Annotated in this window: 21 protein-coding genes and 2 pseudogenes; 10 read left to right on the top strand and 13 right to left on the bottom strand. The window is 72.2% G+C overall.

Annotated elements, in window-relative coordinates; genetic code table 11:
- Nucleotides 1–3: 3 nt before the first annotated feature.
- From OG214_RS29655 to OG214_RS29665, 3 genes are all read left to right on the top strand, one after another.
- Nucleotides 4–1,548 carry an aldehyde dehydrogenase (NADP(+)) gene (locus tag OG214_RS29655; protein WP_405986459.1) on the top strand — a complete coding sequence of 515 codons (1,545 nt, stop codon included), beginning with the start codon at nucleotides 4–6 and terminating at the stop codon, nucleotides 1,546–1,548.
- Nucleotides 1,541–2,176: a DUF1349 domain-containing protein gene (locus OG214_RS29660; protein ID WP_405986460.1), complete on the top strand. Its 636-nt coding sequence runs from the start codon at nucleotides 1,541–1,543 to the stop codon at nucleotides 2,174–2,176. Before OG214_RS29655 ends, OG214_RS29660 begins: the two co-directional genes overlap by 8 nt.
- 79 nt (nucleotides 2,177–2,255) lie before the next feature.
- Nucleotides 2,256–3,551 (top strand): MFS transporter, encoded by a 1,296-nt coding sequence (locus OG214_RS29665; protein ID WP_405986461.1) that lies wholly within the window; start codon nucleotides 2,256–2,258, stop codon nucleotides 3,549–3,551.
- A 182-nt stretch (nucleotides 3,552–3,733) separates the two neighbouring features.
- Here OG214_RS29665 and OG214_RS29670 read toward each other — a convergent pair.
- Nucleotides 3,734–4,648: pseudogene (locus tag OG214_RS29670) on the bottom strand (zinc-binding alcohol dehydrogenase family protein); the annotation flags it as partial.
- 118 nt (nucleotides 4,649–4,766) lie between these two features.
- On the opposite strand from OG214_RS29670, the gene OG214_RS29675 reads away from it, so the two are divergent.
- From OG214_RS29675 to OG214_RS29685, 3 genes are all read left to right on the top strand, one after another.
- Nucleotides 4,767–5,462: a TetR family transcriptional regulator gene (locus OG214_RS29675; protein WP_405986462.1), complete on the top strand. Its 696-nt coding sequence runs from the start codon at nucleotides 4,767–4,769 to the stop codon at nucleotides 5,460–5,462.
- A 103-nt stretch (nucleotides 5,463–5,565) separates the two neighbouring features.
- Nucleotides 5,566–6,294 (top strand): DsbA family oxidoreductase, encoded by a 729-nt coding sequence (locus OG214_RS29680; protein WP_363081558.1) that lies wholly within the window; start codon nucleotides 5,566–5,568, stop codon nucleotides 6,292–6,294.
- 69 nt (nucleotides 6,295–6,363) lie between these two features.
- A complete protein-coding gene (locus OG214_RS29685; RefSeq protein WP_405986463.1) occupies nucleotides 6,364–7,413 on the top strand; it encodes an aminotransferase class V-fold PLP-dependent enzyme in 1,050 nt (349 codons plus the stop codon).
- Nucleotides 7,414–7,526: 113 nt separating this feature from the next.
- Here the strand turns inward: OG214_RS29685 and OG214_RS29690 are convergent, their stop codons facing one another.
- Together OG214_RS29690 and OG214_RS29695 are read right to left on the bottom strand one after the other, a co-directional pair.
- Entirely contained in the window at nucleotides 7,527–9,020 is a 1,494-nt protein-coding gene (locus OG214_RS29690) for a serine hydrolase domain-containing protein (protein ID WP_405986464.1), read from the bottom strand.
- A 50-nt stretch (nucleotides 9,021–9,070) separates the two neighbouring features.
- A complete protein-coding gene (locus tag OG214_RS29695) occupies nucleotides 9,071–9,682 on the bottom strand; it encodes a MarR family winged helix-turn-helix transcriptional regulator (protein WP_405987654.1) in 612 nt (203 codons plus the stop codon).
- Between the two features lie 230 nt (nucleotides 9,683–9,912).
- Between OG214_RS29695 and OG214_RS29700 the strand changes: the two genes are divergently transcribed.
- On the top strand, nucleotides 9,913–10,977 hold the full coding sequence (locus OG214_RS29700) for an alkene reductase (protein ID WP_363084434.1): 1,065 nt from the start codon (nucleotides 9,913–9,915) through the stop codon (nucleotides 10,975–10,977).
- A 100-nt stretch (nucleotides 10,978–11,077) separates the two neighbouring features.
- Here OG214_RS29700 and thpD read toward each other — a convergent pair whose 3' ends face one another.
- From thpD to OG214_RS29725, 5 genes are all read right to left on the bottom strand, one after another.
- Nucleotides 11,078–11,992 carry an ectoine hydroxylase gene (thpD, locus tag OG214_RS29705; protein WP_365906149.1) on the bottom strand — a complete coding sequence of 305 codons (915 nt, stop codon included), beginning with the start codon at nucleotides 11,990–11,992 and terminating at the stop codon, nucleotides 11,078–11,080.
- A gap of 2 nt (nucleotides 11,993–11,994) precedes the next feature.
- Complete coding sequence (locus OG214_RS29710; RefSeq protein WP_363084432.1) at nucleotides 11,995–12,393, bottom strand: ectoine synthase; 399 nt, start codon at nucleotides 12,391–12,393, stop codon at nucleotides 11,995–11,997.
- 49 nt (nucleotides 12,394–12,442) lie between these two features.
- Nucleotides 12,443–13,996 carry a diaminobutyrate--2-oxoglutarate transaminase gene (gene ectB / locus OG214_RS29715; protein ID WP_405986465.1) on the bottom strand — a complete coding sequence of 518 codons (1,554 nt, stop codon included), beginning with the start codon at nucleotides 13,994–13,996 and terminating at the stop codon, nucleotides 12,443–12,445.
- A 209-nt stretch (nucleotides 13,997–14,205) separates the two neighbouring features.
- Nucleotides 14,206–14,766, bottom strand: a complete 561-nt coding sequence (gene ectA, locus OG214_RS29720) for a diaminobutyrate acetyltransferase (protein WP_363084430.1) — start codon at nucleotides 14,764–14,766, stop codon at nucleotides 14,206–14,208.
- 432 nt (nucleotides 14,767–15,198) lie between these two features.
- Nucleotides 15,199–16,254, bottom strand: a complete 1,056-nt coding sequence (locus OG214_RS29725) for a pyridoxal-phosphate-dependent aminotransferase family protein (RefSeq protein WP_405987655.1) — start codon at nucleotides 16,252–16,254, stop codon at nucleotides 15,199–15,201.
- Nucleotides 16,255–16,399: 145 nt separating this feature from the next.
- Here OG214_RS29725 and OG214_RS29730 point away from each other — a divergent pair, with 145 nt between their 5' ends.
- Together OG214_RS29730 and OG214_RS29735 are read left to right on the top strand one after the other, a co-directional pair.
- Nucleotides 16,400–17,497 (top strand): amidohydrolase family protein, encoded by a 1,098-nt coding sequence (locus OG214_RS29730; RefSeq protein WP_405986466.1) that lies wholly within the window; start codon nucleotides 16,400–16,402, stop codon nucleotides 17,495–17,497.
- Between the two features lie 317 nt (nucleotides 17,498–17,814).
- Complete coding sequence (locus tag OG214_RS29735; RefSeq protein WP_405987656.1) at nucleotides 17,815–18,765, top strand: SCO1860 family LAETG-anchored protein; 951 nt, start codon at nucleotides 17,815–17,817, stop codon at nucleotides 18,763–18,765.
- A 243-nt stretch (nucleotides 18,766–19,008) separates the two neighbouring features.
- On the opposite strand, the gene cobC is transcribed toward OG214_RS29735, so the two are convergent.
- Together cobC and OG214_RS29745 are read right to left on the bottom strand one after the other, a co-directional pair.
- Nucleotides 19,009–20,070: an Rv2231c family pyridoxal phosphate-dependent protein CobC gene (gene cobC, locus OG214_RS29740; RefSeq protein WP_405986467.1), complete on the bottom strand. Its 1,062-nt coding sequence runs from the start codon at nucleotides 20,068–20,070 to the stop codon at nucleotides 19,009–19,011.
- Between the two features lie 278 nt (nucleotides 20,071–20,348).
- Nucleotides 20,349–20,726, bottom strand: a pseudogene (locus OG214_RS29745) (cobalamin biosynthesis protein); the annotation flags it as partial.
- Between the two features lie 63 nt (nucleotides 20,727–20,789).
- Between OG214_RS29745 and OG214_RS29750 the strand changes: the two are divergent.
- The gene (locus OG214_RS29750; RefSeq protein ID WP_405986468.1) at nucleotides 20,790–21,674 is read left to right on the top strand and encodes a ZIP family metal transporter; all 885 of its coding nucleotides are present in this window, start codon (nucleotides 20,790–20,792) and stop codon (nucleotides 21,672–21,674) included.
- Nucleotides 21,675–21,741: 67 nt separating this feature from the next.
- Here OG214_RS29750 and OG214_RS29755 read toward each other — a convergent pair whose 3' ends face one another.
- Genes OG214_RS29755 through OG214_RS29765 form a run of 3 tightly spaced genes read right to left on the bottom strand, consistent with a single transcriptional unit; the run spans nucleotide 21,742 to nucleotide 25,918 of the window.
- A complete protein-coding gene (locus tag OG214_RS29755; protein WP_405986469.1) occupies nucleotides 21,742–23,175 on the bottom strand; it encodes a cobyrinate a,c-diamide synthase in 1,434 nt (477 codons plus the stop codon).
- On the bottom strand, nucleotides 23,169–23,768 hold the full coding sequence (gene cobO, locus OG214_RS29760; RefSeq protein WP_363083317.1) for a cob(I)yrinic acid a,c-diamide adenosyltransferase: 600 nt from the start codon (nucleotides 23,766–23,768) through the stop codon (nucleotides 23,169–23,171). The genes OG214_RS29755 and cobO overlap by 7 nt, the downstream gene beginning before the upstream one ends.
- The gene (locus OG214_RS29765; protein WP_405986470.1) at nucleotides 23,768–25,918 is read right to left on the bottom strand and encodes a putative cobaltochelatase; all 2,151 of its coding nucleotides are present in this window, start codon (nucleotides 25,916–25,918) and stop codon (nucleotides 23,768–23,770) included. The genes cobO and OG214_RS29765 overlap by 1 nt, the downstream gene beginning before the upstream one ends.
- Between the last annotated feature and the right edge of the window lie 64 nt (nucleotides 25,919–25,982).

The raw sequence follows: 25,982 nt of genomic DNA on the forward strand, positions 1-25,982 counted from the left end.
GCGGTGGCAGCAGCACCAGTCTGGAGTGTCGACCCCCGAACGGGGAAGCCACGTGAACAGGTCGCGCACGAGGCCACGGCCGAGGAGATCGACCGCGCGGTGCGGGGTGCGTACGCCGCCAGGGGCGCGCTCGCCGACCGTACCGTCCGCGCCGCCCTGCTCCGTACGGCGGCGGATCTGCTCGACGCCTCCGGTGAGCACGTCATCGAGGCCGCGGACGCCGAGACCGCTCTCGGACCCGTCCGGCTCACCGGTGAACTCGCGCGTACGACCGCCCAGTTGCGTGCCTTCGCCGAGGTCGTCGAGGAAGCGGCCTTCCTCGACGTACGGATCGACCACGCCGACCCCGGCCGTACTCCGCCCTGGCCCGATCTGCGCCGCTGGAAGGTGCCGCTCGGTGTGGTCGCCGTCTACTCCGCGAGCAACTTCCCGCTCGCCTTCTCGGTGCCCGGCGGCGACACCGCGAGCGCGCTCGCGGCGGGCTGCCCCGTCGTCGTCAAGGCGCACCCCGACCACCCGGGCACCTCCGAGCTGTGCGCTTCCGTGCTGCGCAGGGCGGCGGCCCGGGTCGGGCTGCCCGAGGACGTCCTCACGCTGGTGCACGGCTTCGAGGCGGGCGTCGAGCTGGTCAAGCACCCGCTGGTGGCGGCGGCCGGCTTCACCGGATCCGTACGCGGCGGGCGCGCCCTCTTCGACGCGGCGGCGGCCCGGCCCGCGCCGATCCCGTTCCACGGCGAGCTGGGCTCGCTCAACCCGGTGGTGATCACCGAGGCGGCGGCCGACGAGCGCGCCGAGCAGATCGGTGCCGGGCTGGCGGGCTCCATGACGCTGGGGGAGGGGCAGTTCTGCACCAAGCCCGGGTTCGTCCTGGCCCCGGCCGGCGAGGCCGGCGACCGGCTCGTCACCTCCCTCACCGCGGCCGTCAGCGAGACCGAGCCCGGGGTGATGCTCGACCACCGGATGCGGGACGCCTTTGTCGCGGGCGTACGGGAACGGGCCGCGCTGCCGGACGTCGACGCCCCGATCACCCCCGGCGCGGGCGGCGAACACACCGTCAGCGCGGGCTTCCTCTCCCTGCCCGCCGAACTGCTCACCAAGGCCGGACCGCACGATCTCCTGCTGGAGGAGTGCTTCGGTCCGGTGACGGTGGTCGCGCGGTACGGCTCGACCGACGAGATCAGCTCGGTTCTCGCCCGGCTGCCCGGCAATCTCACCGCCACGCTCCAGCTCGCGGAGGCGGAGAGCGCGGGCACCGTGCCGGGGACCGCCGAGCTGCTCGCCGAACTGACACCGCTCGCCGGGCGGGTCCTGGTCAACGGCTGGCCGACCGGTGTCGCCGTCGCCCCGGCCCAGCACCACGGCGGCCCGTACCCGGCGACCACCTCGACCTCCACCTCGGTCGGCGCGACGGCGATCGAGCGCTGGCTGCGCCCGGTCACGTACCAGTCCACGCCGGCGGCGCTGCTCCCGCCGGAGCTGACCGACGAGAATCCGCTGGGTGTGCCGCGCCGTGTCGACGGCCACGCGGAGGGTTACGCAGGTGACTGAGGGCAGGGCCGCGCTTCCCGAGTCCTTCGGCCTCCCTGAACTGCCCTTCCCGCTGCGGCCGTACGGTCCTGAGGGCGCGTGGGCGTACGGGGACGGGGCGCTGACCGGCCGGGCGGGCCCGCGCCAGGACCGTTTCGTACCGCCGTCGCGGGAGTCCCTGGACCCGGCCTCCGACGCGCCCCGGCTGCTCGGCGTACCGGACGGCGACTTCCAGCTTCTCGCCCGGGTCACGGTCGGCTTCGAAGCCGCCTTCGACGCGGGGGTGCTCTGTCTGGAGGTCGCCGAGCGGCAGTGGGCCAAGCTCTGTCTGGAGCTGTCCCCCGAACGTCCGACGATCTGCACGGTCGTCACCCGCGGCCACTCCGACGACGCCAACTCCTTCCAGGTGGACGGCGAGAGCTTCTGGCTACGGGTCAGCCGCACCGGCAGGGCGTTCGCCTTCCACGCCTCTCCGGACGGCGAACGGTGGACGTTCGTCCGTGTCTTCACGCTCGGGACGGCGGAGGAGATCGCGACGGCCCGGGTCGGTTTCCTGGTGCAGTCACCGACGGGCGAGGGGTGCGCGGTGACGTTCGACGGCATCGCGTTCCGGCCAACGGGCCTGGCGGACCTGCGGGACGGGAGCTGAGGCGGGGCGAAGGCGCGGGTGAGGCAGGGGCGGGGACGCGTGGACGCGTACGGCCGGACAGGGCCTAGGGTGGCTCGCCATGACAGCAGCCTCGGCGCCCGCGCCGCTCCTCCGTGACCGGCGGTTTCTCCTTCTGGCGGCGGCCCGCACCGTCTCGGTGCTGGGCAACGGATTCGCGCGGGTGGCGCTGGCGTTCGCGGTGCTGGCCCTCCCCGGCGCGGGGCCCGGGAAGCTCTCGCTGGTGCTCGCCTGCCAGGCACTTCCGCAGCTTCTCTTCGTCCTTGTCGGCGGGGTGATCGCCGACCGTATGTCGCGCTCGCGGCTGATGGTTCTCTCCGATGTCGTCGGCGCCGCCGCGTACGGGGGACTGGCCGCGATGGTGCTCACGGGCCACGCGCCCCTGTGGGCCATGTGCGTCCTGGCGGTGCTGGCCGGGACGGCCACCGCGATGTTCCTGCCGGCGATGGAGGGTGTCGTCCCGCTGATCGTGCCCGCCTCCCGTCTCCAGCGGGCGAACGGCGCGCTGCGGATCGGCACGAACAGCGCCATGCTGCTCGGCCTCGCGCTCTCGGGGGTGACCGTGGCCCTGGTCGGCGCGGGCTGGGCCCTCGCGCTGAACGCCGCGTCCTTCGCCGTCAGCGCGCTGTTCGTGAACGCTCTGCGGCTCACCACCTCGCCCCGCGCCGTCTCCTCCGGCTGGGCGGATCTGCGGGACGGCTGGCACGAGTTCGCCTCCCGGCAGTGGCTGTGGGCCGTGGTCGCCCAGTACGCCGTCGTCGTCGCCGCGATCAACGCGACCCTCGGGGTCCTCGGCCCCCTGGTGGCCGAGGAAGGGCTGGGCGGCGCACGGGCCTGGTCGCTGATCGTCGCGGCCCAGGCGCTGGGAATGATCGCGGGCGCCGGTATCGCCACGCGCGTACGGGTGCGCCGGCCGGTCCTGGTCGCGGTGCTGGCGACCTTCCCGGCCGCCGCCCCCATGATCCTGCTCTCCGCGCACGCGCCCGTCTGGTCGATCGCCGCCGCCATGTTCTGCGCGGGTGTCGCCAACGACATCTTCGGAGTGCTGTGGTCCACCACCGTCCAGCGCGAGGTGCCCGAAGCGGTGCTCTCCCGCGTCAGTTCCTACGACATCTTCGGATCCCTGGCCTTCGCCCCGCTGGGCCTGCTGATCGCGGGCCCGATCGCCGCGAGGACCGGTACGGGTCCCGCCCTCGCGGGCTGCGCGGCTCTGGTCGTCCTCGCCACCGCCGCCGCCCTGCTGGCTCCCCAGGTACGCGCACTCCGCACACCGGCACACCCCCTGGACGAACACGGCAAGTCCCCCCGGACCCGCCCCCGCCCGGTCCCGTCCCCGGCCACCCCGGACCACGACTGACCCCGGCAGAAGGCCGCCGAGGTGGCCGGGGTGGCAGCGGGCGGGGGTCGTCGGCGGACGGGCTCGGCGCTCACGGTGTGAGGACGATGCGGCCGTTGACCGAGCGGCTCTCCATCCGTTCGTGCGCGGTCACGGCGTCGGAGGACATCGACCTCGGTCTCGGCCAGGCCGTCCGCGACCGCCCTCAGCGCGGCCTCGGCCGCGGGCCGGAGCTCCTCCATGTGCGCCGGAATGTAGGAGCCCGCCGAGAACCCGGAGACGGTCACACCGCCGAGCCAGAGCCGGTTGCTGTCGATGAGACTGCCCCAGTCGCCAATCGCGTTGCCGACCAGCAGGAGACGGCCGGACGGTGCCAGCAGATCGAGGCTCCCGGCGCGGACCGCACCCCCCACCGGGTCGATGACGACGTCGAACGTCTGGCCGTGGAGGGCGTCGGGCAACTCGGCGGAGTCGACGATCTCGTCGTACGGCAGTCTGGTGGCGGAGGCCGCCTCCAGCTTGCCGGCGCGGACGGAACCGACCACCCGTGAAGCGCCGAGCTGTCGTGCGATGCCGGGAAAAGCGGACGCGAAACCGCCCAGGGCGCCGTGGACGAGGACGCTCTCACCCGCGGACATGCGGGCGACGCGGGTGAGTGCGAGGGAGGCCATCGCCGCGTTGGGGACGGCCGCGACGGCGAGGGCGGGATCGATGCCGTAGCCCTCCGTGGATATGACGAGGGCCTGGTCGCTGACGAGCACCGAGGCATACCCTCCCGTGCCGGTGGCGGAGAGCGTGACCACCTTCTCGCCGACCGTGAAGCCGGTCACCCCGTCGCCGAGCGCGCGTACCGTGCCCGCGACCTCAAGACCGGGAACGAACGGCGGCTGGGGCAGCCCCTCCTGGTCCTTGAACAGCCCCTGGCGGAAGAAGACGTCGATGAGCCCGACGGCCGCGTGGGTGACGTCGATCGAGATCTGTCCGGGCCGGGGTTCCGGATCGGGCAGATCGACGACGCCCAGCACGCTCGGGTCGCCGAATCGTGTGAGGTGAACGGCTTTCATGCTTGGTCCTTTTCTTTCGCGCTGGTTCGCGTTCTTTCGCGCTGGTTCGCGCATGACCGCTGAAGGTCGCGATCCAGGAGTCGTACGCGCCGTAACGCACCTCGTGATGCGTTACGGCGAACGTAGCATGGGTCCACGGAATAGCGCACCTCGCGAGCGTTAGAGTTCCGGTATGCACCGCAGAGCCCGATCGACCGAGGACAAGACACGTCGCTCCGAAGACCTGCTGGCGGCGGCCGAGGCGCTCGCCCTGGAGCTCGGCGGCGTCCGGCACATCACCCTGGCGCCGGTCACCGAACGCGCGGGCCTGCACCGCACCGGCGTACGGCGCTACTACGCCAGCAAGGAGGAACTGCTTCTCGAACTGGCGGAGCGGGGATGGGGCCGGTGGCGCGACGCGATCAAGGGCGAGGCCGGTGATCGCACCGGGCTGGGAGCCAGGCAGATCGCGAAGCTCGTCGCCGGGACTCTCGCCTCGCTGCCTGTCTTCTGCGACCTGCTGACCCATGTCCCGTTGTCGCTCGAAGGCGACGTCGACATCGAACGGGCCCGCCGGTACAAGACCAACGCCTTCGCCGCTCACGACGAGATCGTGAGCACACTGGATCGCGCGAGCGGTATGACGGCCGAGCAGATCGAGGGCCTGCTGGCCACGGCACTCGCGCTCGCGGCGAGCCTCTGGCAGGTGTCGCACCCGACTCCGACGCTCGCCGCCCTGTACGAGCAGATGCCGCGCTGGGGCCATGTCGCCCTCGACTTCGCCCCGAAACTCAGCTTCCTTCTCGAAGCGACCGCGGTCGGACTCGCCGAGACGATGCCGGCCTCGGCCGGGGCCGCCGGGACGATGGCTCCGACGGACGCGAGCTGACGAGGGAGAGCGGCGCGGGAATGGGGTGGCGGGGCAGGGTGTTCCCGTACTGGCGGAGGGGGTCTCCGCTTGGACTGGTACCGAAGCGGAGAGAAGCGGAGCTATGCGCGTCGAGATCTGGAGTGACATCGCCTGTCCCTGGTGCTACATCGGGAAGGCCCGCTTCGAGAAGGGGCTGGCGGCCTTCGCCCACCGGGACGAGGTCGAGGTGGTGCACCGGTCCTTCGAGTTGGATCCGGGGCGGGCCAAGGGGGATGTCGGTCTCGTGGTCGACATGCTGGCGGAGAAGTTCGGGCGGAGCCGGGAGGAGGCGCTCGCCATGGAGGAGCACGTGGCCTCCAACGCGCGGTCCGAGGGCCTCGGTTACCGGACCGAGGGGCGCGACCACGGCAGTACGTTCGACATCCACCGGGTGCTCCATCTCGCCAAGGCCCACGGCCGGCAGGACGCGCTGCTGGATCTCGCGTACAAGGCCAACTTCGCCGAGGACCGTTCCGTCTACGACCAGGAGACCCTGGTGGGCCTCGCGGTCGAGGCCGGGCTCGCGGAGGGCGAGGTGCGCCGGGTCCTCGCCGACCCCGACGCGTACGCCGACGATGTACGGGCCGACGAGCGCGAGGCCGCCGAGCTGGGGGCGAACGGGGTGCCGTTCTTCGTACTCGACCGGCGGTACGGAGTCTCCGGCGGGCAGCCGGCCGAGCTCTTCACCCAGGCCCTGGAGCAGGCGTGGCAGGGACGTGTGATCACGCCCGTCGCCGTCACCGCGCCGGACGCCGCGGTGTGCGACACCGACGGATCCTGCGAGATTCCGCAGGCCGGAGCCCATTCATAAGGACTGCTTGGGTGTGCTCATTAGTATTAAGCGATTGACTATGAGGTAGGCGGGTTCCAGGGTGGGCTCATGGACACCCTGGGAGGCGCCGAGTTCGCGCCCGAGACGACCTATCTCAACACCGCCAGTTGCGGTCTGCTGCCCCGCAGGGCCGTCGACGCCGTGCACGCGCTGGCCGAGGAGAACGCGAGCGGGCGCGGGGCGGGTGCCGGGAACTTCGAGGCCGTCGGCGCCGCCCGTGCCTCCTTCGCCCGGCTCGCCGGTGTGCCGGCCGAGCGTGTCGCCACCGGCGGCGGGGTCTCGATCCATGTCGGACTGATCGCGGCCTCACTGCCCACGGGCGCCGAAGTCCTCGTCCCCGAAGGGGACTTCAGCTCGGTGATCACACCGTTCTCCGTACGGGGCGATCTCAAGCTGCGGTACGCGCCGCTGGCGGACCTCGCGGAGGCGGTACGGCCGGGCACCGCGCTGGTGGCGTTCTCCGCGGTCCAGTCGGCGGACGGCCGGATCGCCGATCTGGCGGCGGTACGGGCCGCCGCCGCCGCGCACGGCGCCCGTACGCTGGTCGACACCACCCAGTCGGCGGGCTGGCTCACCGTGGACGCGGGGGCGTTTGACTACACCGTCACCGGCGGGTTCAAGTTCCTCGTCTGTCCGCGCGGTACGTCATTCCTCACGGTGACCGAGGAGGCGCAGGAGTCGCTGGCGCCGCTGCACGCGGGCTGGATCGCGGGGGAGGACCTCTGGGGCAGCACCTACGGTCCCGTCAAGGAACTGGCGCACTCCGCACGCCGTTTCGACGAACCGACGTCCTTCCTCTCGTACCACGGCGCCGCCGAGTCCCTCGCGCTGCTGGAGGAGATCGGAGTCGACGCGATCCGCGCGCACAACACGGCTCTCGCCGCCCGCTTCCGGGAGGGTCTGATCGGCCTCGGCCATGAGCCGGTTCCCGCCGAGGGCTCCGTCATCGTCTCCGTACCGGGGCTGACGCACCGTCACCCGGACCTCGAACGGGCCGAGGTGGCCGTCGCGATCCGCGCGGGCAATGTGCGGGCCGCCTTCCACATCTACAACTCCACCGCGGATGTGGACCGGGCGCTGGATGTGCTGGCCGGCTGAGTGACCGGCCCGGCCGAATCGGCCGGTCCGATCAGCCAGGTCGGTCCCGGTCGGTCCCGGTCGGTCCCGGTCGGTCCCGGTCGGTCCCGGTCGGTCCCGGTCGGTCAGGCCAGTCAGGTCAGTTGGGTCAGTCGGGTCAGTTCGCAGGGGTGGGTGAGGAAGTTCCCCAGCAGACCTTCCGCGTCACCGGACTTGTAGGCCTGGGCCACGCCGGTCAGCCTGTTCCCTTCGAGCCGGAGGCCGAGGAGCAGGTGAGGACTGTTGACGCGCGCGTCCGCCGTCGGCAACTGCCAGGGGACATCGGCCCGTAGATCCCAGGCGTCCGAGGCGAGGGCCGGGGCGCGGGCGATCATGGGGGCGGCCGTGGCGGCGCCCTCGCTCGTGCCGTCGCCGTCGCCGTCACCGAGTCGGATCTCGACCTGAGGACCGACCTGGTGATCGCTCTGACGGCTCCCCTGACGGCTTCCCTGACGAGCCGTCAGGGAGCGCACCGCTATGGGGACATCGCCCTCGGGCGTGCCGATCCTGCCCGCCCACGCACCACCCGCCGGCAGCCTCGAAGGACGATCGGGGTCGGGGATCGACGGGGAGATCCGCTCGCTCGTACAGCCCGGGACGAGTGCGTCCAGTACGTACCGGACGATCGCGTCGCGCGCCGCCTTACCGGTGCTGTTGGACAGCACGGCGAGGGAAAGCTCTCGTCCGGGTACGGCGACCGTCATCGCCGCGACCCCGCCCCCGCCGCCGCCATGGCTGAGCACGGTGAGGTCCGCGCCGACCGCGGGTCCTTCGGCGCGCGACACACACCAGCCGAGCCCGTAGCCGACATGGGTGTTGATCGGGAGCCCGGTCCTCATGGCCGCGGCCGTGTCCGGCTTCAGCAGCCGCTCGTACGACTGCGCGAAGAGCGCCAGTTCACCGGCCGGGGCCCAGCCGAGGGTGGCACCGGGGTGGTCGCAGCCGTAGTCCGGGTAGGCGCGGCCGTCGACGGTGTAGCGGACCGCCGAGGGCGCGGGGCCCGGATAGGTACGGGCGATATGGCAGCCGGTGAGCCCGAGCGGCTCGAACACCCGCTCCCGTACGAACGCGCTCAACTCCTGCCCGGTGACCGTCTCCAGCAGTCGCCCCAGGGCCCGGTAACCGAGATTCGCGTACTCGAAGCCGGTGCCGGGCTCCCGGTGGAGCCGGGTGTAGGCGTCCGCGTCGACCGTCCGCGCGCCGTCTCCGTAGTGCCAGGCGTAGAACGCGCCGAGGCCGCCCCGGTGCTGGAGCAGCTGACGTACCGTCGGCGCCGGCCACCGGTCGTGGCCGGCGGAAGGCATCCGTACGGCCCCGGGCACCGGCTCGTCCAGGTCCAGCAGTCCTTCGTCGGCCGCCAGACAGACGGCGGTCGCCGTGACCGGTTTGGTGACGGAGGCCAGTCCGTACGCCGTGGCGGGTGTCGCCGGGCGGCCGGTGGCGGTGTCGGCCGTGCCGTACGCCTCCGCGAGGACCACCTCGCCCCGCTCGGCCACCGCGACCGAGACCGAGGGGGCGCCGTGCTCCGCCAGGGCCCCGGCGCAGAACTCGCCCAGGCCGTGGCGGAGTCCGTCCAGTCGCTCGTCCATCGTCGATCGCCCCTCCCGGCACCCGGCTTTCGCCGGCGCTGTCGACCGGTCTACGCCCGGTGCTGCTGCCCGGTCCGCGGGCGGCGCTCCTCGGCCGGACCGGGGGCCTCCGCCGAAGGTCGCTCCTCCGCCGGACCGGGCACCTCCGCCGTACGCGTCTCCCCGTGCCGTCCCGGACACTCCTGGGTCTCCCGGCAGAGGTTCGTCTCGACCTTGGCGAGCAGCCGCGTCAGCTCCTCGCGCTCGGTGTCGTCGAGCCCCGCCAGCGTGTGTTCCTCCAGGGTCGTCCAGGCGTTCGTGACCTCCCAACGCAGGGCGCAGCTCTCCCCGGTCGCCTCGACCAGCACCGCCCGCCGGTCCCCCGGATCGGCCGAGCGCTTCACATACCCGGCCTGGTCCAGCCGCTGGAGCATCTTGGTGACGGTCGACGGATCGAGATCCATCGACTTGATCAGTTCGGACTGGCGCGCGGTGTCCGTGTCCCAGAGATACATCATCAGAAGCTCCTGGCCCGGGTAGAGGCCGGCGCTCCGCAGCAGCTTCGCCGCCGCGATGCGGTGCAGCCGCGCGACCCGGGACAGGCTGTGGCTGACCGGGCCGCCGCGTGCGGCGCCGGGCAGATCGCCCGACGGGCCGTCCGCGTCCGGCAGTTCGCCCGGCAACTCGTCCGACGGGTCGCGTGGCAGGTCGGGTGGCGCGTCGCCGGTACAGGCAGGGTCGTCCGTGCGCTCCGAGGTCATGGGAAAGAGTTTAGCTTGGCCGGCCAAGGAATACGTTAGGGTGATCCACGGTTGATTACTTGGCCGACCACATACCGGTCGGTGCCATCGCAGTCGCCATGTCTGTCGTGCCGGCCGTTCACCGCCGGCCATTCACCGCTCCGGGAGCGTTCATGACCACAGCGTTCGACCCGATCGACCTCTCGGGTACGCAGCTCGCCAACCGCATCGCCATGGCTCCGATGACCCGCAGCCGTGCCTTCGGCCCCGGCCACTCGCCCACCGACTCGGTGGTGGAGTACTACGCGCAGCGCGCCTCCGCCGGTCTGATCATCACCGAGGGAACCCAGCCCTCAGTGGTCGCCCAGGGCTACCCGGACACCCCCGGTCTGCACAGCGCCGAGCAGATCGCGGGCTGGCGCAAGGTCACCGACGCCGTACACGCCAAGGGCGGCAAGATCTTCGCCCAGATCATGCACGCCGGCCGGATCGGCCACCCGGACCTGCTTCCCGACGGTCTGGTGCCGGTGAGCGCCTCCGCCGTCGCCGCGCAGGGACAGGTCTATCTGCACGACGGCCCCAAGGACTTCGTCACCCCGCACGAGCTGACCTCCGACGAGGTACGGGAGACCATCGCGGACTTCGCCTCCGCCGCCCGCAACGCGATCGAGGCCGGTTTCGACGGTGTCGAGCTGCACGGCGCCAACGGCTATCTGATCCACCAGTTCCTGGCCCCCGGCTCCAATCTGCGCACCGACGAGTGGGGTGGCTCGGTGGAGGGCCGTATCCGCTTCGCGGTCGAGGTGACCCGCGCGGTCGCCGACGAGATCGGCGCCTCGCGCACCGCGATCCGGATCTCGCCCGGAAACCAGTACAACAGCATCGTGGAGCCCGAGCCCGACGCCGCGTACATCGCGCTGGTCAAGGAGCTGGAGCCGCTCGGCCTCGCCTATCTGCATCTGATCGAGAACACCCGTGATCTGACGGTCGTTCTGCGCAAGCAGTTCTCGGGCACGCTCGTCCTCAACGCCGCGACCGAGGGCTTCACCGGCGCCGACGAGCTGAAGCTGATCGAGGACGGTACGGCGGACATCGTCTCCTTCGGGGCGCTCTTCCTCGCCAACCCCGATCTGCCGGACCGGCTGAAGGCCGGCGGACCGTACAACACCCCTGACCCGGCGACCTTCTTCGGCGGCGACGACAAGGGCTACATCGACTATCCGTTCCTGGAGAACTGACCGGCACGGAGGGACAACGGATGGACAGGGGTGCGGGGCAGACCATGACGGCCGCCCCGCACCCCTGTCCGCTGCCCGGCCCCTCAGCGCACCGGCCCCATCAGCGCACCGGTGTGAAGTCCCGCGCCCCGATGAAGTCCGGCCGTGGCGCGGGCGCCGCGAACGGCTCCACCGCCGCGTTCTCCACACTGTTGAACACGATGAACACATTGCTGCGCGGGTACGGCGTGATGTTGTCGCCGGAGCCGTGCATGCAGTTGCAGTCGAACCAGGTCGCCGAACCGGCCCTGCCCGTGAAGAGCCTGATGCCGTGCTCGTCCGCCATACGCGTCAGCGCCTCGTGCGACGGGGTCCCGGCGTCCTGCATCTTCAGCGACTGCTTGTAGTTGTCCTGAGGCGTCTCGCCCGCGCAGCCGAGGAACGACCTGTGCGATCCGGGCATGATCATCAGCCCGCCGTTGGTGTCGTAGTTCTCGGTCAGCGCGATCGAGACGGACACGGTCCGCATGTTCGGCAGACCGTCCTCCGCGTGCCAGGTCTCGAAGTCCGAGTGCCAGTAGAAGCCCGAGGCGCCGAAGCCCGGCTTCACATTGATCCGTGACTGGTGGACATAGACGTCCGAGCCGAGGATCTGGCGGGCACGGCCCACCACCCGCTCGTCCCGTACCAGCCCGGCGAAGATCTCGCTGAGACGGTGGACCTCGAAGACCGACCGTACGTCCTGGGTCCTGGGCTCGATGATCGAGCGCTCGTCCGCGCGTACGCCGGGGTCGGCGACCAGCCGTTCCAGTTCGGCGCGGTAGAGCGCGACCTCGTCGGGGCCGATCAGCCGGTCCACGGTGAGGAAACCGTCCCGCTCGAAGCCGCCGAGGTCCGCCCGGGAGACCGGTCCCGGCGCGTCCGGCGCCGCCCAGACGACGGGGTCCTGTCGCGGGGTGGTCACCTCGCGACGGCCACGGGTCGGATACAGATCGGTCCGCTCGGTACGTTCCGTACGTACGGGTGTGGTGGTCATCGTCAGCCCTCCTCGGTCAGCAGCGGATAGACCCCGTTCTCGTCATGGTCCTCCCGCCCGGTCACCGGCGGGTTGAAGACGCAGACGCAGCGGAAGTCGGTCTTGGGGCGGAGCGTGTGGCGCTCGTGCCCGTCCAGCAGATACATCGTTCCGGGCCGGATCCAGTGGGTCTCGCCGGTCTCCTCGTCGGTGAGCTCGGCCTCGCCCTCCACACAGAGCACGGCCTCGATGTGGTGGGCGTACCACATCGACGTCTCCGTACCCGCGTAGAGAACGGTCTCGTGGAGGGAGAAGCCGACGTTCTCCTTGGCGAGCACGATGCGCTTGCTCTCCCAGGTGCCCGAGGCCGACCTCACATGGCGGTCGGTGTTCTCGATGTCCTTGAACGATCGGACGATCACGGTGTGTTGCTGCCTTTCTCTCTGGCTGGTGCGGGCGGTGTCAGGCGGCTCAGGCGGTCTCCAGGACCGCGCGGGCCAGCGTGCGCAGGCCCTCGTCCAGTTCCTCGGGCGTTATGGTGAGCGGCGGCAGCAGCTTCACCACCTCGCCGACCGGGCCCGAGGTCTCCAGCAGCAGCCCCAGCTCGAACGCACGCGCACAGACAGCGGATGCCCGCTCCTTGTCGGCGAACTCCAGGCCCCAGACCAGACCCCGGCCCCGGAACTCCGCGGCCGGACCGCCGGGACCTCCGGTGCTGTCGCCGTCGTCGCCGTCGCCGTCGCTTCCGATGCTCCGGGCGCCTCTCCCCGCGGTGCTCTCGTCCGCGCTCTCGGCGCAGATCGCCGCGAGCGCCCGCTCCACCTGTTCACCGCGCGCGATGGTCTGCTTCTCCATCTGGCCGTCCGCCCAGTACGCGGTGAGCGCGGCGGCGGCCGTGACGAAGGCCGGGTTGTTGCCCCGGAAGGTGCCGTTGTGCTCGCCCGGCTCCCAGATGTCCAGCTCGGGACGGAACAGGCAGAGCGACATGGGGAGTCCGTATCCGCTGATCGACTTCGACAGCGTCACGATGTCCGGTGTGATGCCCGCCTCCTCGAACGAGAAGAAGGCGCCGGTACGGCCGCATCCCATCTGGATGTCGTCGACGATCAGCAGCATGTCCTGGCGGTGGCAGAGATCGGCCAGCGCCCGCAGCCACTCGGGGCGCGCGACATTGATGCCGCCCTCGCCCTGGATCGTCTCGACAATCACCGCGGCGGGCTTGTTCAGCCCGGAGCCCTGGTCGTCCAGCAGCCGTTCGAACCAGAGGAAGTCCTGTGTCTGGCCGTCCAGATAGTTGTCGAACGGCATCGGGGTGCCATGGACCAGCGGGACCCCCGCCCCGGCACGCTTGAACGCGTTGCCGGTGACGGCGAGCGAGCCCAGCGACATGCCGTGGAACGCGTTGGTGAAGGAGACGATCGATTCGCGGCCCTTCACCTTGCGGGCCAGCTTGAGGGCGGACTCGACCGCGTTGGTGCCCGTCGGGCCGGGGAACATCACCTTGTACGGCAGGTCACGGGGCCGGAGCACCACATTCTGGAAGGACTCCAGGAAGGCGCGTTTCGCGGTCGTCGCCATGTCGAGGCCATGGGTGATGCCGTCGCGCTCGATGTAGTCGATCAGCGCGCGTTTCAGCACCGGGTTGTTGTGGCCGTAGTTGAGCGCGCCGGCGCCGGCGAAGAAGTCGAGGTAGCTGTGGCCGTCCTCGTCGGTGAGGCGGCTGCCCTGCGCCCGGTCGAACACGGCGGGCCAGCCGCGGCAGTAGCTGCGCACCTCGGACTCAAGGGTCTCGAAGACGCTCAGTGCGGGCGGGGTGATAGTCACAGGATTCTCCTGCCGATGGGGTTGGGAGAGGAGAGAGGAAGGGGGCGGGGGGAGAGGGAGATACGAGCGGGGCGCGGGCATGCGCGGAGGCAGGACGCGAGGCCGGATCCGGGTCCCGGGTCCCGGGTCCCGGGTCCCGGACCGCCGGGCACGAGCCGCGAGAAGGTACTCGCGCGGTACTCGCACGGAGGGTGCTCGCATACGGGCCGCTCGTGTACGGGGTGCTCGCGTACGAGGTGCTCGCCTGGCGTACGGGGCGGGGACGTACGGGGCGTACGGGGACGGGGGATGCCCCTATGCCGCCGTGCCCGGATGCCGGCGCGGCCACGTACGTCCGCGGCGTGCGGGTCGGCCCGTGCCGCGGGGTCCGGTCCGACCGGTCGGCCGGCCCAGCCGGCGAGCTCATCCGCTCAGGGCGTCGGCTCGCCGGGCCGACGGGAGAGGGGACCGATCCGGTACAGCACCTCCGGCTGGTGCACCCCGTCGGGGAACAGTCCGCCGTCGAAGAGGACCTCACGGGTCAGCGTCGCGCCATGACGCGCGGCGAACGCGGTGAACAACCGGTCCGACGCGGTGTTGTCAGGGGTCACGGTCGTCTCCATCGCCGAGATTCCCGGCTCCTCCGCGACCCGGGCGGTCAGCGCGTCGAGCAAGGTCCCGGCGAGGCCCCGGCCCCGCTGCTCGCGGTCGACGGCCACCTGCCAGACGACCAGCACGTCCGGACGCTCGGGCCGTACGTAGCCCGTCACAAAGGCGATCGGCACTCCTCCGTCGTCGCGCGCGACGACGGACGTGGCGGCGAAGTCACGACACCACAGCAGGTAGCTGTACGAGGAGTTGAGGTCCAGGACCTCGGAGTCACGGGCGATGCGCCAGATCGCGGCTCCGTCCTCCACTCGTGGGGCGTCGATCGTCGGAGACGGGGTGAATTCGCTTCGGGCGCCTGCAAGGTCTGCTTGTGCGGCGGTCATAGTTATTGAATTTACCCAGCAAATTCAAAACATGCATCTTGGGAAGGGGTTGGGTGGGAAGGCGGGTTGTGTTATCACGCGTGCGCGGCTGCCGGTGCGCACTCTCGTGGAGTTGGGTAGAATAGGCCCACATATCCCGGCAAGACGGCCGCGCCGGTGGGCTCGGTCACATATCTGTAACGCTGGTGAGACCCGCCTGAATCGCCTGAGCTCCGGTGTTTAAGCCTTGAATCAGTGGGCAGGCGATAACGGGAACCTGCCTGCGGAGAAGAATTCAAAAGATGACGGCACCCGAATGTACGCACCTGATGCCGATTGCGATACCGATTCCCTTATTCTGCGCCGATATCCAATATTCGATATCCGGGATTCATTGTGCTGTGCCGATGCCGGTGAAGCGGTACGCCCGCGCCGGCCGTGGCAGCACCACGGTCACCGTCGCGGAACGGCGCCGAGCACCGTACCCAGCGCCGCGAGCGAGGACCGTACGGCCTCGGGTGTCGCGTGGGGGCCGTAGTGGTTGACCCGGATCATCTCCGAGGCCAGGGCGCCGCCGCCCGCGATCAGCGGCAGCGAGGGGTCGGCCGCCAGGGCCTTGGCCACCACCTCGGCGGCGTCCGCCCCGGGCGGGGTACGGAGAGTCGTCGCCACCGGAGCGGCCGCCGCGGCCTCATGGACATACGGCTCCAGACCGCTGCCCAGCGCCACCGCGCCCGCGCGCGTGGCCGCGGCGGCGGAGGCGTGCCGGGCCATCACGGAGTCCAGTCCCTCCGCCTCGATCCGCTCGGCACAGGCCTCCAGCGCCAGCATTTCGAGCTGGGCGGGGGCATGCGGCAGGGCCCTGCGGCCGGTGTCGATCCACCGCTCCTTCCAGTCCAGCAGGGAGAGATACGAGCGGCGGGGCGCCCCCGGATTGGCGGCGAACCGCTCCCAGGCCCGCGCGCTCACCGACACCGCCGAGACCCCGGCGGGTCCGCCCATCGCCTTCTGCGCGCCGATCACACAGAGATCCACGCCCCATTCGTCCGTCAGCAGCGGTTCCGCCGCCACCGACGCGACGGCGTCCAGCATGAACAGCGCGCCATGGGCCCGTACCACCTCACCGATCGCGGCCACCGGGTTGGTGTTGCCGGTCGCCGCCTCCGCGTGGACGAGCGAGACGAAGTCGATGCCGGGGTGCGCGGCCAGGGCCGCCCCGACCTGGTCGGCGGTCACGGCGGTGTGGAACGGCACCTCCAGATCGACGACCGTGGCGCCGCAGTCGCGCAGCCAGTTCCCGAAGGTCTGTCCGTACGGTCCGGTGACCACGTTCAGCGCCGTCGAACCGGGCCGCGCGCCGCCCCGTACACATGCCTCCAGCGGCAGCAGCGCCTCGCCCTGCATGATCACGACATCGTTCTCGGTGGCGAGCAACGAGGCGACGCGGCGCTCGATCGAGGCGAAGTGCGCGGCGGTCAGCGGGGGCAGGTCCAGCAGCGGGTGTGTCACGGCGGCGCTCTCTTCGGCTCTCTTCGCGGGTGTCGCGCGGATGTCACCGGCCTCGGACCGGTGTTCGGAATCTTCCCGGTCGAGGGTACCCACGGGCTCGTACAGTGCTGTACATGAGTGATCAGGGTGATCAGGCGGTGCTTTCATGACCGGTCAGGCGGTGCTGCGGGTGACGGGGCGGGTCCTCGTCGGGCCCGAGGAGATCAGGGACGAACTGTGGGTGGTGGGCGGCCGGATCAGTTACGAGCGGCCGGCCGGCGCCCGTGACGTCCGTACGGTCCGGGGCTGGGCGCTGCCCGGTCTCGTCGACGCCCACTGCCATGTCGGCCTGGACCACCACGGCGCGGTCGACCCCGCGACCAGCGAGAAGCAGGCGCTCGCCGACCGGGACGCGGGCGCGCTGCTGCTCAGGGACGCCGGGTCGCCCGCCGACACCCGCTGGATCGACGACCGCGAGGATCTGCCGAAGATCATCAGGGCCGGCCGGCATATCGCCCGTACCCGCCGCTACATCCGCAACTTCGCCCATGAGATCGAGCCGGAGGATCTGGTCGCCTATGTCGCCCGGGAGGCCCGGCGCGGTGACGGCTGGGTCAAGCTCGTCGGCGACTGGATCGACCGGGACGCGGGCGATCTGACCGCCTGCTGGCCGCGCGGCGAGGTCGAGGCGGCCATCGCTGAGGCGCACCGGCTCGGCGCCCGGGTCACCGCGCACTGCTTCGCGGAGACCGCGCTGCGCGATCTCGTGGAGGCGGGCATCGACTGTGTCGAGCACGCGACCGGACTCACCGAGGACGTCATTCCGCTGTTCGCGGAGCGCGGTGTGGCGATCGTCCCGACCCTGGTGAACATCGCGACCTTCCCCCGGCTCGCGGAGGGCGGCGCCGCCCGGTTCCCGCGCTGGTCGGCGCATATGACCCGGCTCTACGAGCGCCGCTACGACACCGTGCGCGCGGCGTACGACGCGGGCATCCCGGTCTACGCAGGGACGGACGCGGGCGGCGGGCTCGTCCACGGTCTGGTGGGGGCCGAGGTCGGTGAGCTGGTGAAGGCCGGTATCCCGCCCGTGGACGCCCTCTCGGCGGCCGTGTGGGGCGCGCGCCGCTGGCTGGGCCGCCCGGGGCTGGAGGAGGGCGCTCCGGCGGATCTCGTGGTGTACGACGAGGATCCGCGGGCGGACGTCGCGGTGCTGACGGCGCCGCGGCGGATCGTGCTGAACGGGCGCGTGATTGACGGAGCGTGACGCGGGGCGGCCCGAGTCGTTGAAGTGTCTTATGCGGAGTCGGGCGCGTGGTCCCCGCCCGCACTCCGCCGGGTGACCGGCGCACCACCCGCGCCGTGTCATGGACGGGGTGGCGAAGAACGCATGTGCCACAAGAATCGAATATGAACCCGGAAACCCCACTTTGGAGTGAACTCACCCCAGGTGCCCGCCAGTTCACTCTTCGTGCGTAAAGATTCCGGTGTCTCGGTCGCCACCGCCGCGTGTCCCCGTTCGGCGGACCGGCGACACCAAGTCTCTTGTGGGGGTTCCACATCGTGAACAGCAATACCTTCCGCATGCCCGCACGCCGCTGCGCCGCCGTACTGGCCGCCGCCGCGCTGACGGCGGGGCCGGTGCTTCTCGCCGCCCCGGCGGGAGCCACCGAGGGCACCGAGGGCAAGGACGTGGGGCGGGCGGGCGCGGTCGTGCTCAGGACCGGCCTCGACGTGTCCCTGCTCAACAAGACCGTCCAGGTGCCGCTCAAGGCCGCGCTCAACGAGGTCGAGGCGCCCGCGAGCGCCGGGAAGACCGCGCTGAGCGTGACGCTGGACGGTGTCGACCGGGGGCGGCCGTTCACGCTGCTCCGCGCCGATGTGGCGACGGCGGAGGCGAAGGCCGACAGGCACAGGGCGGAGGGGCGGAGCCGTCTCGCCCACGCGAAGGTCCATGTCCCCGGACTGCCGCTGCTCTCGCTCATCGAGATCCAGGAGGTCACCTCCAAGGCGGTCTGCGCGGCGGGTGAACGGCCGGTCGCCGAATCGAATCTGCTCGGCGCCGTGACGGTGCTCGGCAAGCGGATCACGCTCTCCACGGGCGGTACGACCCGGGTCGAGGTGCCCGGGGTGGGCGAGGTGACGCTCGAACTGTCGAAGACGCACACCACGTCCCGCACGGCCGCCGCGGCGGCGCTCGAACTGAGGGTGTCGCTGAACCCGCTCAAGCTGAACGTCGCCGAGGTCGAGGGCTCCCTCACCCTGGCCGGTGCCACCTGTGAGTCACCCGCACCGCCGAAGCGCGCGGCGGCCCCGGGCCGGCCGTCGGAGGCCGCCCCCGCCGCCCCTGCCGCCTCGGCCGCACCGGCCGGCCCTGCCGGTCTGAAGCCCCAGAGCGGCGTGGAGCCGGCGGCGGAGAATCTCGCGGAGACGGGCGGCAGCACCATGACTCCGTACGTGGCGGGCGGTGCGGCACTCCTGCTGGCGGCGGGCGGAGCGACCCTCGCCTGGACGAGGACCCGCGCGAAGCGCTGACGCGGGGCGTGCGTCGCGGGCGTGCGTCGCAGGCGTGCGGAGCGGCAGCGGGCGGTCGTACGGCGAGGTGCCGGGCCGCCGTACGACCGCCCGCGCCCGCTCGGACCATGAGTCCGGGCTGAACGCTGCCGCCGCCCCGTTGAGCGCCGAGGGGGCCGGTCGGCCGGCGAAACGCCGGCCGGTTCCTCCGGGGCGCGCGTCGTCCGACCGGTGGTCCCGCCGGCCGGGCGACACCGCGGGCCGTCAGCCGCCCACCGCCGTCAAGGCCTGGTCCAGGGCCTGGAGGAAGCGGTTCGTCGTGGTGCGGTCGCGGACCGCCAGGCGTAGCCATTCGGCGTCGAGGCCCGGGAACGTATCGCCCCGTCGGGCCGCGAAGCCCAGGGTGCGCAGCCGGGCGCGTACCGCGTTCGCGTGGGCCATATGGACCAGGACGAACGGCCCCTCCGCCGCCTCGACGGTCCGTACCTCCTCGAACTCCGCGAGCCCCGCCAGCAGATGGGCGCGCTCCACCGCCGTCCGGCACGCCGCGCTCTCCGCCTCCGCCAGCGCGGCGGGCGACATACACGCCTCCGCCGCCGCCAGCGCGGGTGTCGAGACCGGCCACAGCGGCTGCGCCCGCTCCAGCGCGGCCACCGTTTCCGGCTCGGCCAGTACATAACCGATCCGCAGACCCGCGAGCCCCCAGGTCTTGGTGAGGCTGCGCAGCACCACCAGCCCCGGCACATCCGTACGCCCCGCCAGCGCCTCCGGCTCACCCGGCACCGCGTCCATGAACGCCTCGTCCACCACCAGCGTCCGCCCGGGGCGCGCCAGCTTCGCGATGGCCCCGGCGGGATGGAGCACGGAGGTCGGATTCGTGGGATTGCCGATGACGACCAGATCCGCGTCCTCGGGCACCGCCCCGGGATCGAGCCGGAAGCCGTCCGACACGCCGAGCAGCACCCGCCCCACGGTGTGCCCCGCGTCCCGCAGCGCCGATTCCGGCTCGGTGAACTGCGGATGGACGATCACCGGCCGGCGTACCGGCAGGGCACGGGCGAGCAGTACGAACGCCTCCGCCGCGCCTGCCGTCAGCAGCACCCGCTCCACCGGCAGCCCGTGCCGTGCCGCCACCGCCGCGCGCGCCGCCCGTCCGTCCGGGTACGCGGCGAGCCCGGTCAGCGAGTCGGCGATACGGGCGCGCAGCCACTCCGGGGGAGTACCCGTACGGACATTGACCGCGAGATCGATCAGGCCCTCCGCGCCGTCCCGCATCTCGGCGTCGCCGTGATGGCGCAGATCATGGAGATCACCGCGCGTAGACATGACGGCCAATCGGTCGATGGCGGATCAGGGATATACGGGCCCGGCCGGGCCGGTGCGGGTACGGACCCCGCGCGTGGGGTGCCACGCTCTCGCTGGACTGGTCGACGCGGGTCACCGGGCTCCTTCCGAATGCCACCGGGATACGGAGGCGTCATGCGCGGCGCGCTGTAGCGCGTGGCCGCTGATCTCTACCGCCAACCGGCCGCCGCAGTCAACGTCACCGACGTCTCTGTCGTCGACATCATCTCCGCTCCCGCCGGTTCCACTCCGTCCCGGCCCCTGTACGCCACCGCGCAGGTGACCGCGGCCGGGCGGCCCTCGGGGTCCGACTTCCGTTTCGGTACGAGCAGCACCCCTCCGCCCGCCAGCGCGGCGGCCTCCGCGACGGACGCGGTCCCTACGGCGGCCAGCGGCGCACCGGACGGATTCGGTACGTCGATCGCGGCCAGCAGACCGGCCGCGTACCCCCGTACGGGCACACCCAGCCGCGCCGCGGCCCCGGCGATCGCGGGGGCAGCCGCCTTGGTGTCGACGGTCGCCAGTTCCGCCACCGAGCCCGGCGCGAGCCCGGCGTCCCGCAGCGTGTCCGCGATCAGTCCGAGCACCTCCCCGACGGTGGCGCCGCGGCTCGCGCCCACCCCGACGACCAGTTCCGGATCCGGCCGCGCCGTGGAGCGCGGATGTGCGAGTCGGGCGTCCGATCCGCTATGCAGGGGCGCATGGCCGTGTTCGTCGCGCTCGGCGCGTTCCTCATGACGCTGTTCGGCGGCTGGACGGCGCAACGCGTCACCGACCGCCGCCATCTCGTACTGGGCCTGGCCGGTGGGCTGATGCTCGGTGTCGTCGGTCTGGATCTGCTGCCGGAGGCGATGCGCGCGGCGGGCCATGAGATCTTCGGCGTACCGCAGGCGCTGCTGCTCTTCGTCGGGGGCTTTCTCGTAGCCCATCTGGTGGAACGTTTGCTCGCGGTCCGTCAGGCCTCCCACGGCGGCGCCCCGCGCGATCCCGCCTCCCGTCAGTCCGTCGCGCCCGGCTCGGGCCGCGGCGGACCTGGCGGCGGACCTGGCGGCGGACCTGGCGGCGGTCCCGGCGAGGTTCCCGCCGGTGGTCCCGGCGCGGGTCCAGACTCCGGCCACGGCACCGCCGCCCCCGGGACGAACGGCCGGGTGCCCGAGGTCGGACTGACCGCCGCGGCGGCCATGGTGGGCCACAGCGTGATGGACGGTATCGCCCTCGGCGCGGCCTTCCAGGTGGGCGAGGCGATGGGCGCCGCCGTCGCCCTCGCCGTCATCGCCCATGACTTCGCCGACGGCTTCAACACGTACACACTCACCAGCCTGTACGGGAACGACCGGCGCAGGGCGATCGGGATGCTGGTCGCGGACGCGATCGCGCCGGTGCTGGGCGCCGCGTCCACCCTGCTGTTCACGCTCCCCGAGGAGGCGCTCGCCAGCTATCTCGGGTTCTTCGGCGGCGGCCTGCTCTATCTGGCGGCGGCCGAGATCCTGCCCGAGGCGCATCACGAGCACCCGGCCCGCTCCACGCTGCTCTGCACGGTCCTGGGGGTGGCCTTCATCTGGCTGGTGGTCGGTCTCGCCGCCTGAGGCACGGAACGCGCCTGAAGCGCGGGGGCATGGGAGCCACGGGCCGGGACACGGCCCCGCGACCCGCTCACGCCGAGCACCGCTCCACGAACCGCCGCGCCATCTCCGGCGCCGCCGCCCAGTGCGTATGCAGATAACTCGCGTGCACACCCCGCAGGACGAAACCCTCCACCCGCCGTTCCGGATGCACCACGCCCCACGCGGGGGCGTCCCCGGCGCCCGGCTCCAGCACCGTCCGGTGGAACTCGTGCCCCCGCACCCGGGTTCCGGCCCGCGCCAGCGCGCTGTCGCCGACCGCCACCGCCTCGCGGTACCCCAGCGTCAGCCGCCCCGACATCCGCGCGTCGGCGTCCAGCACGCCGCACATCGGCCGTCCGTCCAGGGAGCGCGCCAGATACAGCAGCCCGGCGCACTCGGCGGCCACCGGAGCACCGGAGAACGCCAGCTCCGCCACGGCCTTGCGCAGCGGCTCGTTCGCGGACAGCTCCGGCGCGTACACCTCGGGAAAGCCGCCCCCGATCACCAGCCCCCGGGTCCCTTCCGGGAGCCGCTCGTCACGCAGCGGGTCGAACGGTACGACGTCCGCACCCGCGGCCGTCAGCAGCTCGGTGTGCTCCGCGTACGAGAAGGTGAACGCCGACCCGCCGGCCATGGCGATCACCGGCCGCCCGCGCCCCGCCGAAGCGACCGAAGCGACCGCCCCGGGCCTCCCGGCTCCCTCGGTCCTCCCGGCCGTATCGCGCGGCTCGTCCCACCCCGCTCCCGCCTCCCACGCCGTCGTGTCCAGCGGCGGCGCACTGCGCGCGAGCGCCAGCAGCGCCTCCAGATCACATCCCGCCCGTACCCGCCCGGCCAGCTCCCGCATCGCCGCCAGCGCCTCCGCGCGCCGCTCGGCGACCGGCACCAGACCCAGATGGCGCGAGGGCGTACCGACCTGCTCCGTGCGGCGCAGCACCCCCATCACCGGCACACCCGACTCGTCCAGCGCGTCGCGCAGCAGCTGTTCGTGCCGGTCCGTGGCGACCTTGTTGAGGATCACCCCGCCGATCCGTACCTCCGGGTCCCAGGAGGCGAAGCCATGCACCAGCGCCGCCACCGAACGGGACTGCGACGAGGCGTCCACCACCAGTACCACCGGAGCCCGCAGCAGCTTCGACACCTGCGCAGTGGAGGCCAGTTCCCCCTGGCCGGACGCGCCGTCGTACAGCCCCATCACGCCCTCGACGAGCGCCAGGTCGCAGCCCGCCGCGCCATGCGCGAACAGCGGCCCGATCAGCCCGGTGCCGCACATGTACGCGTCGAGGTTGCGGCCGGGACGGGCCCGGCCGGCACCGGAGACCGCCAGCGCGTGATACCCCGGATCGATGTAGTCGGGCCCCACCTTGTGCGGGGACACGGCGAGACCGCGCTCCGAGAAGGCCGCCATCAGTCCCGTCGCGACGGTGGTCTTGCCGCTGCCGGAGGCGGGCGCGGCGACGACCAGACGCGGGACGTTCACCACTCGATGCCCCGCTGGCCCTTCTGGCCCGCGTCCATCGGGTGCTTGACCTTGGTCATCTCGGTGACCAGATCCGCGAAGTCCAGCAGCTTCTGCGGGGCGTTGCGCCCGGTGATCACCACATGCTGGGTCCCTGGACGGTCGCGCAGCACCTCGATCACCTCGTCCGTGTCCACCCAGCCCCAGTGCAGCGGATAGGCGAACTCGTCCAGGACGTAGAGCTTGTGCGTCTCGGCCGCGAGATCGCGCTTGACCTGCTCCCAGCCCTCGCGCGCCGCCTCCTCGTTGGAGAGCTGGCTGTCGCGCTGCACCCAGGACCAGCCCTCGCCCATCTTGTGCCAGACGACGGAACCGCCCTCGCCGCTCGCCCCCAGCACCGTCAGCGCCCGCTCCTCGCCGACCCGCCACTTCGCGGACTTCACGAACTGGAACACCCCGATCGGCCACCCCTGGGTCCACGCGCGCAGCGCGAGTCCGAACGCCGCCGTCGACTTGCCCTTGCCGGTGCCCGTATGCACGAGCACGAGCGGACGGTTACGGCGCTGGCGGGTGGTCAGACCGTCGTCCGGCACGGTCTCCGGCTGTCCCTGCGGCATTACGCGGCCCTCCTGGAGCGTCCGTTGCTGCTGCTGATCTGCTGTACGTCCCTGACCAGACCGGCGATGCTGTCGGCCCGCAGTTCGTCGAGTGTGATGGCCGTGCCCGCGAGCGCCGAGGCGAGCGAACCGGCCAGCCCGAGCCGTACCGGCCCCGACTCGCAGTCCACGACCACCGAGGCCGTTCCCTCCGAGGCGTGCAGCCGGGCCGCGCGCGCCGCCAGCGCCACCGGATCGGGGCCGCCCGTCGCGCGCCCGTCCGTCACCACCAGCAGCAGCGGACGGCGCGCGGGATCGCGCATCCGCTCCACCCGCAGCACGTCATGGGCCTTGAGCAGCCCGGCGGCGAGCGGTGTGCGCCCGCCCGTCGGCAGCGACTCCAGCCGGGCCGCCGCCGCGTCCACCGACGAGGTCGGCGGCAGCGCCACCTCCGCCGACCTGCCCCGGAAGGTGACCAGACCGACCTTGTCGCGTCGCTGGTACGCGTCCAGCAGCAGCGAGAGCACCGCGCCCTTCACCGCGCTCATCCGGGCCCTGGCCGCCATCGACCCGGACGCGTCGACGACGAACAGCACGAGATTCCCCTCGCGCCCCTCCCGTGTCGCCTGCCGCAGATCGTCCCTGCGGACCACCAGCCCGGGGCCGCTGCGCCCGCGCGCCCGCTGGTGCGGGGCCGCGGCCTGTACGGTCGCCGCGAGATGCAGCTTGGTCAGCGCGCCCCGGGGCCTGCGCGACCCTGTCGTCCTGCCGTGTTCGGTACGGGCCCGGGAGCGGCGGCCGGCGGCGCCCTCGCCCAGTCCGGGGACGCTCAGTGTCTTCGTACGGAACGGCTCGGCGGCCCGTACGGCGGACTGCTCCCCGGGCCCGGCCCCGGACCCCGCGCCGGCACCCGCACCGGCCCCGCCGTCCGCCTCCGCGCCCGCGCGCTCGGGCTCCGTCGTCGGCTCCGGCTCCGGCTCCGCGGGCGTGTCGTCCTGTCCCGCCGCGGACTCCTGTGGCGTGTCGGACACTTCGGGACCGCTCTGTGGCGGGATGCCACCGCCCCCGGGTCCGTCCGGGCCACCGGAACCGCCGCCGTCGGGGTCGTCGTCCGGGTCCTCGCCCCCGTCGTTCCCGCTGTCCGCGCCGTTGTCGTCCTCGCCCTTGAACCGCTCCAGCGTGTCGTCGAGCCTGTCCTCGTCGAGCCCCGGCGCGTCGAAGGGATTACGGCGCCGCCGGTGCGGCAGCGCGAGCAGCGCGGCCCGCCGTACGTCCTCGGCGCCCACGTCCGCACGCCCCGCCCACGCGGCCAGCGCCGTCGCGGTCCTCGCCATCACGATGTCCGCGCGCATCCCGTCCACCTCGAACGCGGCGCAGGTCGCGGCGATCTGGAGCAGCGCGGCGTCCCCGAGCCGTACCTCGGGCAGCAGCGCGCGGGCGGCGACGATCCGTTCCCGCAGCGCGCTCTCCTCGTCGGCCCAGCGCGCGGCGAAGGCGGCGGGGTCGTCGTCGTACGCGAGCCGCCGCCGTACGACCTCCACCCGCTGCTCCGGCTCCCGCGAGGCCGCGACCTCCACGGTGAGTCCGAAGCGGTCGAGCAGCTGCGGCCGCAGCTCGCCCTCCTCGGGGTTCATCGTCCCGACGAGCAGAAAGCGCGCGGCATGCCGTACGGAGACGCCCTCGCGCTCCACGTACGAGGCACCCATCGCGGCGGCGTCCAGCAGCAGGTCGACGAGATGGTCATGGAGGAGATTGACCTCGTCGACATAGAGCACACCTCGGTGCGCGTCCGCGAGCAGCCCCGGTTCGAAGGCCTTCACACCCTCCGACAGCGCCCGTTCGATGTCCAGCGCCCCGACGAGCCGGTCCTCGGAGGCGCCGACGGGCAGCTCGACCATACGCGGGGGCCTGGAGACACCCGGGCCGCTCCCGTGCGGTCCGTCCGGGCAGTGCGGATCGGGCGCGGCGGGATCGCAGCCGAACCGGCACCTGGCGACCACCGCCAGCTCGGGCAGCAGAGCCGCCAGGGCCCGCACGGCCGTGGACTTCGCCGTGCCCTTCTCCCCGCGTACGAGGACTCCGCCGACCGCCGGACTGACCGCGTTGAGCAGCAGGCCCAGCCGCAGATCGTCCATCCCCACGATGGCGGTGAACGGATAAGGGGTGCTCATATGCTGATCGCTCCTTCGAGTACGACGCTTCCGAACGCGGCTGTGGCGCCCTCCAGGGCGTCGG

The sequence above is a fragment of the Streptomyces sp. NBC_00872 genome, from assembly GCF_045161915.1.
Lineage (GTDB): Bacteria > Actinomycetota > Actinomycetes > Streptomycetales > Streptomycetaceae > Streptomyces.